At 64.3% G+C, this 12,270-nt stretch carries 14 protein-coding genes; 12 read left to right on the top strand and 2 right to left on the bottom strand.

Annotated elements, in window-relative coordinates:
• The first annotated feature begins 179 nt into the window (after positions 1 to 179).
• From BLU17_RS11835 to BLU17_RS11865, 7 genes are all read left to right on the top strand, one after another.
• Positions 180 to 758 (top strand): YqgE/AlgH family protein, encoded by a 579-nt coding sequence (locus tag BLU17_RS11835; RefSeq protein WP_091996922.1) that lies wholly within the window; start codon positions 180 to 182, stop codon positions 756 to 758.
• Positions 755 to 1,189, top strand: coding sequence for a Holliday junction resolvase RuvX (ruvX, locus tag BLU17_RS11840; RefSeq protein WP_091996923.1), 435 nt, complete (start codon positions 755 to 757; stop codon positions 1,187 to 1,189). Before BLU17_RS11835 ends, ruvX begins: the two co-directional genes overlap by 4 nt.
• 41 nt (positions 1,190 to 1,230) lie before the next feature.
• A complete protein-coding gene (gene pyrR, locus BLU17_RS11845; RefSeq protein WP_091996924.1) occupies positions 1,231 to 1,752 on the top strand; it encodes a bifunctional pyr operon transcriptional regulator/uracil phosphoribosyltransferase PyrR in 522 nt (173 codons plus the stop codon).
• Positions 1,753 to 1,863: 111 nt separating this feature from the next.
• Positions 1,864 to 2,883 (top strand): aspartate carbamoyltransferase catalytic subunit, encoded by a 1,020-nt coding sequence (locus tag BLU17_RS11850; RefSeq protein ID WP_091996925.1) that lies wholly within the window; start codon positions 1,864 to 1,866, stop codon positions 2,881 to 2,883.
• Positions 2,884 to 2,906: 23 nt separating this feature from the next.
• Positions 2,907 to 4,196: a dihydroorotase gene (locus tag BLU17_RS11855; RefSeq protein ID WP_091996926.1), complete on the top strand. Its 1,290-nt coding sequence runs from the start codon at positions 2,907 to 2,909 to the stop codon at positions 4,194 to 4,196.
• 55 nt (positions 4,197 to 4,251) lie between these two features.
• Positions 4,252 to 5,055: a lysophospholipid acyltransferase family protein gene (locus tag BLU17_RS11860; RefSeq protein ID WP_091996927.1), complete on the top strand. Its 804-nt coding sequence runs from the start codon at positions 4,252 to 4,254 to the stop codon at positions 5,053 to 5,055.
• A 14-nt stretch (positions 5,056 to 5,069) separates the two neighbouring features.
• Complete coding sequence (locus BLU17_RS11865) at positions 5,070 to 5,885, top strand: 2OG-Fe(II) oxygenase (protein WP_091996928.1); 816 nt, start codon at positions 5,070 to 5,072, stop codon at positions 5,883 to 5,885.
• Positions 5,886 to 5,906: 21 nt separating this feature from the next.
• Here BLU17_RS11865 and BLU17_RS11870 read toward each other — a convergent pair whose 3' ends face one another.
• Positions 5,907 to 6,758: a symmetrical bis(5'-nucleosyl)-tetraphosphatase gene (locus tag BLU17_RS11870; protein WP_091996929.1), complete on the bottom strand. Its 852-nt coding sequence runs from the start codon at positions 6,756 to 6,758 to the stop codon at positions 5,907 to 5,909.
• Positions 6,759 to 7,167: 409 nt separating this feature from the next.
• On the opposite strand from BLU17_RS11870, the gene rfbB reads away from it, so the two are divergent.
• From rfbB to rfbD, 4 genes are read left to right on the top strand one after another with little or no spacing between them, the layout of a single operon-like run.
• Entirely contained in the window at positions 7,168 to 8,229 is a 1,062-nt protein-coding gene (gene rfbB / locus BLU17_RS11875; protein WP_091996930.1) for a dTDP-glucose 4,6-dehydratase, read from the top strand.
• Positions 8,230 to 8,237: 8 nt separating this feature from the next.
• Positions 8,238 to 9,131 carry a glucose-1-phosphate thymidylyltransferase RfbA gene (gene rfbA, locus BLU17_RS11880; RefSeq protein ID WP_091996931.1) on the top strand — a complete coding sequence of 298 codons (894 nt, stop codon included), beginning with the start codon at positions 8,238 to 8,240 and terminating at the stop codon, positions 9,129 to 9,131.
• Positions 9,116 to 9,667 (top strand): dTDP-4-dehydrorhamnose 3,5-epimerase, encoded by a 552-nt coding sequence (rfbC, locus tag BLU17_RS11885; RefSeq protein WP_091996932.1) that lies wholly within the window; start codon positions 9,116 to 9,118, stop codon positions 9,665 to 9,667. Before rfbA ends, rfbC begins: the two co-directional genes overlap by 16 nt.
• Entirely contained in the window at positions 9,660 to 10,559 is a 900-nt protein-coding gene (rfbD, locus tag BLU17_RS11890; RefSeq protein ID WP_091996933.1) for a dTDP-4-dehydrorhamnose reductase, read from the top strand. Before rfbC ends, rfbD begins: the two co-directional genes overlap by 8 nt.
• A 315-nt stretch (positions 10,560 to 10,874) precedes the next feature.
• On the opposite strand, the gene BLU17_RS33500 is transcribed toward rfbD, so the two are convergent.
• Positions 10,875 to 11,468 carry a hypothetical protein gene (locus BLU17_RS33500; RefSeq protein WP_218137002.1) on the bottom strand — a complete coding sequence of 198 codons (594 nt, stop codon included), beginning with the start codon at positions 11,466 to 11,468 and terminating at the stop codon, positions 10,875 to 10,877.
• Between BLU17_RS33500 and BLU17_RS11895 the strand changes: the two genes are divergently transcribed.
• On the top strand, positions 11,442 to 12,269 hold the full coding sequence (locus BLU17_RS11895) for a rhamnosyltransferase WsaF family glycosyltransferase (protein ID WP_218137003.1): 828 nt from the start codon (positions 11,442 to 11,444) through the stop codon (positions 12,267 to 12,269). The two genes, BLU17_RS33500 and BLU17_RS11895, sit on opposite strands and share 27 nt — an antisense overlap.
• The last annotated feature ends 1 nt before the right edge of the window (position 12,270 follow it).

Raw genomic sequence — 12,270 nt, forward strand, 5'->3', positions numbered from 1 at the left:
CGTGCTTGCGCTGCCCGCCCATGCCTTGCAAGAGCACTGCGCGCGCGTGTTAGAGTGAGCCATTCCGTGCAATGCGCAACGCGCAGCCGCCGGCAGGGCGCGTGGCGGCTGTCATGTGCGCGCCTGGTCGGCCCGGCAACGCGGCGCCATTGCGCATCGTCTTTGCTAGAATTCAAACCATGTCCAAGAGTACCGATCGCATCAATCTGACCAACCAGTTCCTGATCGCCATGCCGAACATGGCGGACCCCACGTTTTCAGGAACGGTGGTCTACCTTTGCGATCATTCGGAGCGCGGCGCGCTCGGCCTCGTCATCAATCGGCCCACCGACATCGATCTCGAAGCGCTCTTTTCCCGCATCGACCTGAAGCTCGAAATCGAGCCGCTGCTGCACGTGCCCGTCTATTTCGGCGGCCCGGTGCAGACCGAGCGCGGCTTCGTGCTGCACGCGCCCGCGGAGGGCACGAGCTATACGTCGTCGATGTCGGTGCCCGGCGGGCTCGAGATGACCACGTCGAAAGACGTGCTCGAAGCCGTCGCCAACGGCAACGGGCCCGAGCGCTTCCTGCTCACGCTCGGCCATGCCGGGTGGGGCGCGGGCCAGCTCGAGGACGAAATCTCGAAGAACGGCTGGCTCACGGTCGAGGCCGACCCCAAGATCGTTTTCGACGTGCCTGCCGAAGAGCGCTTCGAAGCCGCGCTCGCGTTGCTCGGCATCTCTTCGTCGATGCTCTCGGGCGAGGCGGGCCACGCATGAGCGTGGCCGCCGGGCGAGGGGCTGCCGAGGCCACCTTGCTTGCGTTCGATTACGGTGAAAGGCGCATCGGCGTGGCGCTCGGCAATGCGCTCACGCGCAGTGCGCGCGCGCTCACCGTCATTCCGAACAAGAGTCGGGACTACCGTTTCGAGGCTGTCGCGGCGCTGCTGCGCGAGTGGCAGCCCGATGTGCTCGTGGTCGGCCTGCCAAGCCATCCGGACGGCACGCCGCACATCATGACGCAGCAGGCGAAACGCTTCGGTAACCAGCTCAACGGCCGCTTCGGTCTGCCCGTGGTGTGGGTGGACGAGCGTTACTCGTCAGTGGACGCCGAAGCCCGGCTGCGCGAGCGCGGCGAACGCGCCGGACACGTCGACGCCGAAGCGGCTTGCGTGATTCTCCAGCAGTATCTCGACGAACTTCCGCTCTGACTTGCCCGCGAGCTGGACGCGAATTGCACGCCAATCGACCCATGACCACGCCCGACGCCGAAGCGCTGTATTACACCGTTCTCGACGAAATCCGCGCGGCGTACCCCGCCGATGCGTTCGGCGCGCCCGGCGGCGTGGCGATCGTCGGCATTCATAGCGGCGGCGCGTGGGTCGCCGAGCGGCTCGCGCACGATCTCGGCGCGCTCGAGTACGGCGTGGTGAACGTCGCGCTGCATCGCGACGACTACGCGAAAAAGGGCTTGCACAGCAAGGCGAGCCCGACGGTGCTGCCGTTTGCCGTGGACGGCCGCCACATTCTGCTCGTCGACGATGTGCTGTACACGGGCCGCACCGTGCGCGCCGCGATCAACGAGCTGTACGACTACGGGCGGCCGGCTTCCGTCGAACTCGCGGTGCTCGCCGGGCGCGGCGGGCGCGAGCTGCCGGTGAGCGCGCGTTTCACCGGCGGCGCGGTGAGCGTGGGCGCGCGCGAGACGCTCGTGCTCGTCCATGGCGACGACGGCCGCTTCGCCTTTCACGTCGAGCCGGGCGACCGCGCTTGAGCTAGCGCGTCGAAACCATCGGGCGCATCGGGCGCATCGGGTCCATCGTCGCGCAAGCCCGCTGCGCGCGTCGCTCCGTTCCAACCGGCCATCACATCCAGGATTCACGCGATGAACACACAGCCCACGCCAGAAGCATCCGCAGCGGACGACAAGCGTTTTCGCTACGGCTTCCTCAAGGGCAATCCGCAGCTCACGAAAAACGGCGAGCTCAAGCACCTGCTGACGATCGAAGGCTTGCCGCGCGCGATCCTCACCCATGTCCTCGACACGGCCACGCAGTTCGTAAGCGTGACCGACCGCGACGTGAAGAAGGTGCCGCTGCTGCACGGCAAGTCGGTGTTCAACCTGTTCTTCGAGAACTCCACGCGCACGCGCACCACGTTCGAGATCGCCGCGAAGCGCCTTTCGGCGGACGTGCTGAACCTGAACATCAACGCTTCGTCCACGAGCAAGGGCGAGACGCTGCTCGACACCATCGGCAACCTCTCGGCCATGCACGCCGACATGTTCGTCGTGCGCCACGCGTCGAGCGGCGCGCCGTATCTGATCGCCGGGCACTGCGCGCCGCACGTGCACGTCATCAACGCCGGCGACGGCCGCCACGCGCATCCCACGCAGGGGCTGCTCGACATGTACACGATCCGCCACTACAAGCGCGACTTCACGAACCTGCGCGTGGCGATCGTCGGCGACATCCTGCATTCGCGCGTGGCGCGCTCGGACATTCACGCGCTCACCACGCTCGGCGTGCCCGAGGTGCGCGCGATCGGCCCGCGCACGCTGCTGCCTGGCGGCCTCGAACAGATGGGCGTGCGCGTGTTCCACAACCTCGACGAAGGCCTGAAGGACGTCGACGTCGTCATCATGCTGCGCCTGCAGAACGAGCGCATGAGCGGCGCGCTGCTGCCTTCGGCGCAGGAGTACTTCAAGAGCTGGGGCCTGACGCCCGAGCGCCTCGCGCTCGCCGCGCCCGACGCGATCGTGATGCATCCGGGGCCGATGAACCGGGGCGTCGAAATCGACTCGCAGGTCGCCGATGGGCCGCAGTCCGTGATCCTCGACCAGGTGAGCTTCGGCATTGCGGTGCGCATGGCGGTGATGGGTATCGTCGCCGGTAACAACGATTGAGCGCGGAGAACAAAAGGCAGCGCATGAAGATCCATATTCAAGGCGGCACGCTGATCGATCCGGCGGCCGGAACCGAGCAGCAGCAGGACGTATATATCGAAGCGGGCAAGATCGCCGCACTGGGCGCGGCGCCCACGGGCTTTCACGCGGAGAAAACCATCGATGCGCGCGGCCTCGTGGTCGCGCCGGGGCTCGTCGACCTGAGCGCGCGGCTGCGCGAGCCGGGCTACGAGCACAAGGCCACGCTCGACTCGGAGATGAGCGCGGCGCTGGCTGGCGGCGTGACGAGCCTCGTGTGCCCGCCCGATACCGATCCCGTGCTCGACGAGGCGGGGCTCGTCGAGATGCTCAAGTACCGCGCGGGCAAGCTCGCGCGCGCACACGTGCATCCGCTGGGCGCGCTTACGGTGGGCCTGAAAGGACAGGTGATCACCGAAATGGTGTCGCTGACCGAGGCGGGCTGCATCGGCTTCACGCAGGCCGACTCGCCCATTGCCGATACTCAGGTCCTGCTGCGCGCGCTGCAATACGCGAGCACCTATGGCTATGCCGTATGGCTGCGGCCGCAGGACGCGTATCTCTCGAAGGGCGGCGTGGCCGCGAGCGGCGCGCTGGCTTCGCGCCTCGGCCTTTCCGGCGTGCCGGTGAGCGCCGAGACGATCGCGTTGCATACGTTCTTCGAACTCGTGCGCGTGACGGGCGCGCGCGTGCACGTGCAGCATCTTTCGTCGGCGGCGGGCGTGGCGCTCGTGCGCGCCGCGAAGGCCGAGGGCCTGCCCGTGACCTGCGACGTGACGGTCAACCATCTGCATCTGATCGACATGGACATCGGCTATTTCGACGCGCAGTTCCGGCTCGATCCGCCGCTGCGCCAGCAGCGCGACCGCGACGCGATTCGCGCGGGCCTTGCCGACGGCACGATCGACGCGATCTGTTCGCAGCACACGCCCGTGGACGACGACGAAAAACTCCTGCCGTTCGCCGAAGCGACGCCGGGCGCGACGGGCCTGGAGCTGTTCCTCTCGCTCACGGTGAAATGGGCGCAGGAAGCGCGCCTGCCGCTTGCGAAAGCGCTTGCCCATGTGACGTCGGCGCCCGCTGCCGTGATGCGGCGCGATCCAGGGTGTCAGGCGGGACGACTCGCCGTGGGTGCGCGCGCCGATCTCTGTGTGTTCGATCCGCGCGCGCACTGGCGTGTCGAGCCGCGCGCGCTCAAGAGCCAGGGGCACAATACGCCGTTCCTCGGCTACGAATTGCCCGCCGTGGTGCGCGCAACGCTCGTGGCGGGACGCGTCGGCTTCGAGCCTGCATGACAGATTTGTGTCATGCGCATCTGCTAGCATGCTGCGATTCAGCCTATCGTCGAATATGAGTCTTTTCATCCGCAAGACCCGCCTGCTCGCGCATCTGCTGCGCGGCGCCTGCACTGTCGCGATGCGGTTCCCGCGCGCGAGCGCCGATCAGCGCCACGCCATGAACCGCGCATGGTCCCTCAAGATGCTCGAGCTGTGCGGCATGAAGCTCGTCGTGCACAACGACGCCGCACGGCTCGACGCGGGCGCGCTCGTCGTGAGCAATCACATTTCGTGGATCGACATCTACGTGATCAATGCGTGGCGGCCCACGCCGTTCGTCTCGAAGGCGGAGATCCGCAACTGGCCGCTGATCGGCTGGTTCGCGCAGAACCTCGACACCGTGTTCATCGAGCGCGAGAAGCGCAGCGACGCGCGCCGCATCATGCACGAACTGGCCGGGCGTCTGGAGCGCGGCGAACTGATGTGCGTGTTTCCCGAAGGCACGACTTCCGATGGCCTCGGGCTCAAGCCGTTTCACTCGAACATGTTTCAGGCAGCGGTCTCGGCGGGCAGACCCGTGCAGCCGCTGTGCATTCGCTACGAGGACGCGCAGGGCCGGCAGTCGGTGGCGCCGGCCTATATCGACGACGTGTCGCTCAAGCAGTCGCTCGACGCGATGCTCAAGGCCGGCCCGCTGACCGCGCACATCTACGTGGGCGCGGCGATCGAGGCCGGCGGCGACCGGCGCAAGCTGGCGGCGCAGGCGCAGGAAGCGGTGGGGCAGGCGCTGGAGACGATGCGCGCCTTGCCGGCCCCTGCGCGCGGTGGCGCAGGCGTCGTCGTGACGCCTCGCGGCATTATCGAAGGCAAATCATAAAAAGCAGGACGGCCATGGATCGTACGGAGCTGGGCGCGCGCATCGCGGAGCGCCTCGAAGCAGAAGGCGCGCGCCTGCGCGAACAATGGGCGCGGACGGCGCCGATCAACCACTTCCATATCGACGACGTCTTGCCGGAAGACGCCGCGCGCGCGATTCGCGCGGCGTTTCCCGACACGTCCCGGATGATGCTGCGCAAGAGCCTGCGCGAACTGAAGTACGTGTCGGCACAAATGGACGCGCACGCGCCGCTGCTCGAAGAGAGCATCTTCGCGTTCCAGATGCCGAATGTGGTCGAAATCATCAAGGAGATCACGGGCCTGCGCTCGCTTTATCCGGACGAGCATCTCTACGCGGGCGGCATCTCGATGATGGGGCCGGGCCACTTCCTGAACCCGCACCTCGACAACTCGCACGACAAGGACCGCGAACGTTATCGTGTGCTGAATCTGCTCTATTACGTTTCGCCGGAGTGGTCGCTGGAGAAGGGCGGCAACCTCGAAGTGTGGCCGCGCGGCACGAAGGCCGAGCCCACGACGATCGTGAGCCGCTTCAACCGCCTCGCCGTGATGGTGACCAACCAGCACTCGTGGCATTCGGTGTCGAAGAACACTAGCGCGGAACAGCGCTGCTGCGTGTCGAACTATTACTTCTCGGATCACCCGGTGGGCGCCGCCGACTATTTCCACCCGACGTCGTTTCGCGGACGCCCCGACGAGCCCGTGCGCGACGTCGTGCTGCAGGCGGATGCCGCGGCGCGCGGACTCGTGCGCCGCGTGTTTCCCAAAGGCGTGAAAAGCACGACGCACGTGTACAACAAGAAGCGCTGAACACGAGCGGCGGTCCGGCGTTCAGCCGGAGCTCGCGCGGCAGCTCGTGCATGGTACCTGGGTGAGCACGCGCTCGGCCGGGTCGGATTCGAGCCGCACGGCCGAGAGCTTTTCTCCCCACACGCAGCCCGAATCGAGCCCGATCAGGTTCTCGCGCAAGGTGAGGCCGAGCGCGGCCCAGTGGCCGAACACCACTGTGATGTCGGCCGTTTTGCGCTCGGGCACGTCGAACCAGGGCATGAATCCGGGCGGCGCCGAATCGAGGCCACCGCTCGACGAAAAGTCCATCACGCCGTCGCGATTGCAGAAACGCATGCGCGTGAGCGCGCTGCAGGTCACGCGCAGCCGGTCGATCCCTTTCAAGTCCTTCGACCAGCGGTTCGGCTCGTTGCCGTAGAGGCCCGCGAGCGTTTCCTTCCAGTTCTCGCGGCGTAATGCCTTTTCAAGATCGTATGCGAGTTCCATCGTGAGATCGAGGTCCCATTGCGGCAACACGCCCGCATGCACCATCAGCATGCCGTTGTCGTAGTGCGCGATCGGACGGTGGCGCACCCAGTGCAGAAGGTCTTCCGCGTCCGGCGCGTTCAGGATGTCGTCGATGGTGTCGCCTTTCTTCGACTTGCGAATGCCGGCCGACACGGACAGCAGATGCAGGTCATGGTTGCCCAGCACGGCCACGCCGCGCTCGCCGAGCGCGATCACTTCGCGCAGCGTCTCGAGCGATTCGGGGCCGCGATTGATCAGGTCGCCCGCGAACCACAGCGGCGTGCTCGGGGAGGGCGCGGCCTTGGCGAGCAGTTCGCGAAACGGTGTGAGGCAACCTTGGAGATCGCCGAAGGCGAGAGGGGGCAGAAGCGGCTCGTGCGTGGTCATTGAAACGAAAACAGGTGCGAATCGGGCTTGAGGCGGCCTGGCAGGGTGCCGGAGAAGGAAGTGACGGTATCACAGGACAACGACTGCGGTGTGATTGGCCGTGTGAATCTGGCCGTCTGATTTCCGGTGACCGGGCGGGTTTGCGCAAGCAAATCGAGGCGATGCGAGTTCGCGAATTGTCGCGCCGGGGCGAACGCAGCGGAAATTGTCAAGCTGTTTCAAGATGTTAGGGGTATGGCTTTCGTTGGGCCGGTCCGTATAATTGCCCGGTACAAAATCAGAGTCGGAGTCTGCAGAAAGGGCGAAAATGGCCGTTATCCCGCCAATAGTCCCTTTTCAGCATTTTTCTGATCGTGTGGAGATGGCGGCCGCTGGGCGCGCCCCAATCTCGCGCCAAAAAAGGAGTTCCATGATCCTGGTAACGGGCGGCGCCGGTTTTATCGGCGCCAACTTTGTGCTTGACTGGTTGCGTCAATCGGACGAAGCCGTTCTGAACGTCGACAAGCTGACCTACGCGGGCAATCTTGGAACGTTGAAATCGCTGCAGGGCAATCCGATGCACGTTTTCGCCCGCGTGGACATTTGCGACAGCGCGGCGCTCGACGCCCTGTTCGCGCAACACAAGCCGCGCGCGGTGCTGCATTTCGCAGCGGAGAGCCATGTCGACCGCTCCATTCACGGCCCGGCGGACTTTGTCCAGACCAACGTGGTCGGCACCTTTACCTTGCTGGAGGCGGCGCGCCGGTACTGGGGCAGCCTGCCCGACGTCGAAAAGGCCGCATTCCGCTTCCTGCACGTTTCGACGGACGAAGTCTTCGGTTCGCTTTCACCGACCGACCCGCAATTCTCCGAAACGACCCCCTATGCGCCGAACAGCCCATATTCGGCGACCAAGGCCGGCTCGGATCATCTCGTGCGCGCGTATCACCACACGTACGGGTTGCCGACGCTCACCACAAACTGCTCGAACAACTACGGTCCGTACCAGTTTCCCGAAAAGCTCATTCCGCTGATGATCGCCAGCGCGCTCGGCGGCAAGCCGCTGCCCGTGTACGGCGATGGCCAGAACGTGCGCGACTGGCTCTACGTGGGCGATCACTGCAGCGCGATTCGCGAAGTGCTCGCGCGCGGCAAGGTCGGCGAAACGTATAACGTCGGCGGCTGGAACGAAAAGAAGAACCTCGACGTCGTGCATACGCTGTGCGACCTGCTCGACGAACTGCGCCCCAGGGCTGGCGGGTCGTATCGCGAGCAGATCACCTATGTGAAGGACCGACCCGGTCATGATCGCCGTTACGCGATCGACGCGCGCAAGCTCGAGCGCGAACTGGGCTGGAAGCCGGCCGAGACGTTCGAAACCGGTCTTGCGAAGACGGTGCGCTGGTATCTCGAGAACCAGGCATGGGTCGACGATGTCGCCTCGGGCGACTATCGCAAGTGGGTCGAAACGAACTACGCGCAACGCGCATAAGGGCGGCGATGGCACGCAAAGGCATTATCCTGGCCGGGGGCTCCGGCACACGGCTCTATCCGATCACGCGGGCAGTCTCGAAGCAACTGCTGCCGGTGTACGACAAGCCGATGATTTATTACCCGCTGGCGACGTTGATGGTGGCCGGTATCCGTGACGTGCTCGTCATCTCCACGCCGCAGGACACGCCGCGTTTCGAAGAGATGCTGGGTGACGGCAGCCAGTGGGGCATGAACATACAGTACGCCGTTCAGCCTTCGCCGGACGGCCTCGCGCAGGCGTTCATCATCGGCCGCGATTTCGTCGGCAACGATCCGTCGGCGCTCATTCTCGGCGACAACATTTTCTACGGCCACGATCTCGCAAAGCAGCTCGAACATGCCGACGCCCAGCGCGCGGGCGCGACGGTGTTCGCCTATCACGTGCACGATCCCGAGCGCTACGGCGTGGTGGAGTTCGACAAGGACTTTCGCGCACTGTCGATCGAAGAGAAGCCCGCGATGCCGCGCTCGAACTACGCGGTCACCGGACTCTACTTCTACGACAACCGCGTGTGCGACATCGCTGCCGACATCAAGCCCTCGGCGCGCGGCGAGCTCGAGATCACCGACGTCAATTCGTGCTACCTGCGCGACGACGCGCTCAACGTCGAGATCCTGGGGCGCGGCTACGCGTGGCTCGATACCGGCACGCACGATTCGCTGATCGACGCGGCGACGTTCATCGCGACGCTGCAAAAGCGTCAGGGGCTCGTCGTCGCGTGTCCGGAAGAGATCGCGTTCCGCCGCAAATGGATCGACGCGGAGCAACTGCAAAAGCTTGCCACGCCGCTCGCGAAGAACGGTTACGGCAAGTACCTCCTGAACATTCTTACGGACAAGGTCGCATGGTCATCGCGGTAACGGCTACGTCGCTTCCTGAAGTCAAGATCATCGAGCCGAAGGTGTTCGGCGATGCGCGCGGCTTCTTTTACGAGAGCTTCAACGCCCGCGAATTCGCGGAGCAGGTCGAGGCGAACGTCGAGTTCGTCCAGGACAATCACTCGCGCTCGGCGAAGGGCGTATTGCGCGGCCTCCACTATCAGATCGAGCATGCGCAGGGCAAGCTCGTGCGTGTGGTCGAGGGCGAAGTGTTCGACGTCGCCGTTGATGTCCGCCGCCTCTCGCCGAACTTCGGCAAGTGGGTCGGCGTCAGGCTCTCGTCCGATAATCATCGTCAGCTTTGGGTGCCGCCGGGCTTCGCACACGGTTTCGTGGTGCTTTCCGGTTCGGCGCAATTCCTCTACAAGACGACCGACTACTGGTTCCCCGAGCACGAGCGCTGCATCGTCTGGAACGATCCGGAAATCGGCATTGACTGGCCGATCGATTTCGAGCCGGTGCTGGCGGCGAAGGATGCGGCTGGCAGCTTCTTGCGGGAGGCCGAAGTCTATGACTGATCAGCGCGCAGACCGCGTCATTTTGCTCACGGGCGGCACGGGACAGGTTGGTTTTGAGCTGCGCCGCAGTTTGCAGGGGCTCGGTAAAGTGGTTGCGCCTGCACATGGCGAGCTCGATCTGGAAAATCCCGCGCAATTGCGCGAATGCGTGCGCGCGCTGCGGCCGGCGCTGATCGTGAACCCGGCTGCCTATACCGCGGTGGATCGCGCGGAGGGCGACGTCGAACGCGCTCGCCGCATCAACGCCGAGGCGCCGCGCGTGCTGGCGGAGGAGGCCGCGCGGATCGCAGCGCCGTTCATCCACTATTCGACCGATTACGTGTTCGACGGCAAGTCGGAGCGTCCCTATGTCGAAGACGACGCGACGGCCCCGCTCAACACGTATGGCGCCACCAAGCTCGAGGGCGAGCAGGCGGTCGCGGCCGTTGGCGGCGCGCATTTGATTTTTCGCACGAGCTGGGTCTATGGCACGCGCGGCCACAATTTCCTGCTCACGATGCTCAAGCTTGCCGCCGAACGCGACACGCTGCGTATCGTGGCCGATCAGGTCGGCGCGCCCACGTGGTCGTCGACGATCGCGTCGTTGAGTGCCGCGATCGCCGCGCAGGCGCTCGCGGCTGGCGATCCCAAGGGATGGTGGGCAAGTCGATCGGGCGTCTATCATCTGACGGCGGCGGGCGCCACGTCGTGGGCCGGCTTCGCCGAGGCGATTTTCGCCGATGCGCAGCTCGCACATGTGCCGGCGGTGACACCGATTTCGTCTGCGGAATACCCGACTCCCGCAGCCCGTCCGCTCAATTCACGCTTGAATAACGAAAAGCTTGCGCGGACATTCGATCTGCGCGCACCGGACTGGCGGGAAGCTTTGCGACTTTGTATTGCTGCGCGGTGAATGCTTTCGGAAATGTTTTAGATGCATCAAAGTGAAAAACATATTGCTGTTTAGTTAATTCACCACATTTAAGCGAAAATTTGAAACGATTGGCATCTTTTGTTGCCAATCGTTTCCAGCATGAATTGGCCAGCCGTTGATTGTTGGCCTTTCGGGTACAATCCTCGCTGCGCCAGATTCTGGATCATCCAGTTTGAGCACCTCAATGCGCGGGCTACGCGCGCCGCTCAACTATCGTGTTGTCCCCATGTTCCGCGGGTTTCGACGCCGACAACTTTGGTGGCGGGGCAGCAGGCGGTGCGAAACTCGCAATAGTCAGTCGATAGAGATGTATGGCGCTAGCTTCGGTGAACAGGCCCCATTGCGTTGGAAATACATTATGTAATTGTTGCTGCGTGCATGGTGCAGTGCAGTAAGATCGCCCGGAAACAGGCGATTGGCATCTGAAAGTACCTGAATACGCGTCTGCTTGAGAGCGGAACGAGAGAGGAACGTTGAATGGCTGAAATCGCGTGGCTCATTCCGAGATTGATTGATGGGTCGGGCGGACATCGAACCATGTTGCAACACGCGCATGCGCTCGAGAAAAAAGGTCATCGCTGCCATCTCTATATCGAAGGCACTGGCGCGCCTGGCGAAACGCCGCCGGAACATGTCGAAAAACGCTTCGGTTACCGTTTCGAGAATGTTCGCTTCGGTTGGGGCGATGTGCGTCGAGCGGATCTCGTCGTTGCCACTGTCTGGTATTCGGCGCCCGTTGTCGCGAATTTGCCGTTCCCGTGCGAGAAGATATATTTTGTTCAGGATTTCGAAGCTTGCTTCTTTCCGATGGGCGACGCGTTTCTTCTCGCCGAGAATTCCTATACGCACGGACTCACGCCGGTGACCATCGGTCGCTGGTTGCGCCATGAGCTGCAAAGCCGTTTCGGCACGGCGGGCTGGCATTTCGACTTCGGCGCCGACACAGCCGTATACCGGCCGTTGCCCGATGCGACTCGCGAGCGCTCGGTGTGCTTCATCCACAAGCCGGAAAAGCCGCGTCGTTGCGCGCGCATCGGTCTGCAGGCGCTCTCCATCGTCAAGCACCGCATGCCCGATGTGAAGATTCAGCTTTACGGCTCGCAGGAAAAGCCTCGCGTGGATTTTCCCGTCGAACATCTCGGGCTGCTCGACTACGAAGCCTGCAACGCGCTCTACAATCGCGCGGCTGTGGGGCTGTGCCTGAGTTCGTCGAATCCCTCCCGTATTCCGTTCGAAATGATGGCGGCCGGCCTGCCTGTCGTCGAGCTGTGGCGCGGCAACACCGTCCACGATTTTCCGGACGACGCCATGCGCCTGTGTCATCAGACGCCCGAAGCGATCGCTGAAGGGCTGCTCGACGTGCTCGCCGATCCCGCGCTCGCCGCGCGCATGAGCGAGGCGGCGAGGGCTTTCATGCGCGATCGTGCCATTGCCATCGAAACCGAACAGTTCTGCCACGCGGTCGAGCGTGTGCTGGCAGGCGAGCGCGCCGCGCCGCTGGAGGATCGCGAGCGCCTCTATCGCGCCGGTCCGGTATTCGCCGGCGAGCGCGTTGGCGTGCTGCCCGCCGCGCTGCGCGCGCGCCTCGCGGAGCCGCCGAACGCTCGCCTCAATGAACTGCCGCCGCATCTGCGCAAGTTCGTCGCGTGGGGTGCACGCACCGCACGGCGCCTGCTCGAATACAGGTAGG

It is taken from the genome of Paraburkholderia lycopersici, from assembly GCF_900096975.1.
GTDB lineage: Bacteria > Pseudomonadota > Gammaproteobacteria > Burkholderiales > Burkholderiaceae > Paraburkholderia > Paraburkholderia lycopersici.

Bases quoted from the DNA above. Each gene is read 5' to 3' on its own strand.
- BLU17_RS11835 (WP_091996922.1), top strand. From the start codon at position 180: ATGTCCAAGAGTACCGATCGCATCAATCTGACCAACCAGTTCCTGATC.
- ruvX (WP_091996923.1), top strand. From the start codon at position 755: ATGAGCGTGGCCGCCGGGCGAGGGGCTGCCGAGGCCACCTTGCTTGCG.
- pyrR (WP_091996924.1), top strand. From the start codon at position 1,231: ATGACCACGCCCGACGCCGAAGCGCTGTATTACACCGTTCTCGACGAA.
- BLU17_RS11850 (WP_091996925.1), top strand. From the start codon at position 1,864: ATGAACACACAGCCCACGCCAGAAGCATCCGCAGCGGACGACAAGCGT.
- BLU17_RS11855 (WP_091996926.1), top strand. From the start codon at position 2,907: ATGAAGATCCATATTCAAGGCGGCACGCTGATCGATCCGGCGGCCGGA.
- BLU17_RS11860 (WP_091996927.1), top strand. From the start codon at position 4,252: ATGAGTCTTTTCATCCGCAAGACCCGCCTGCTCGCGCATCTGCTGCGC.
- BLU17_RS11865 (WP_091996928.1), top strand. From the start codon at position 5,070: ATGGATCGTACGGAGCTGGGCGCGCGCATCGCGGAGCGCCTCGAAGCA.
- BLU17_RS11870 (WP_091996929.1), bottom strand. From the start codon at position 6,758: ATGACCACGCACGAGCCGCTTCTGCCCCCTCTCGCCTTCGGCGATCTC.
- rfbB (WP_091996930.1), top strand. From the start codon at position 7,168: ATGATCCTGGTAACGGGCGGCGCCGGTTTTATCGGCGCCAACTTTGTG.
- rfbA (WP_091996931.1), top strand. From the start codon at position 8,238: ATGGCACGCAAAGGCATTATCCTGGCCGGGGGCTCCGGCACACGGCTC.
- rfbC (WP_091996932.1), top strand. From the start codon at position 9,116: ATGGTCATCGCGGTAACGGCTACGTCGCTTCCTGAAGTCAAGATCATC.
- rfbD (WP_091996933.1), top strand. From the start codon at position 9,660: ATGACTGATCAGCGCGCAGACCGCGTCATTTTGCTCACGGGCGGCACG.
- BLU17_RS33500 (WP_218137002.1), bottom strand. From the start codon at position 11,468: ATGGCGCAACCAGCGACCGATGGTCACCGGCGTGAGTCCGTGCGTATA.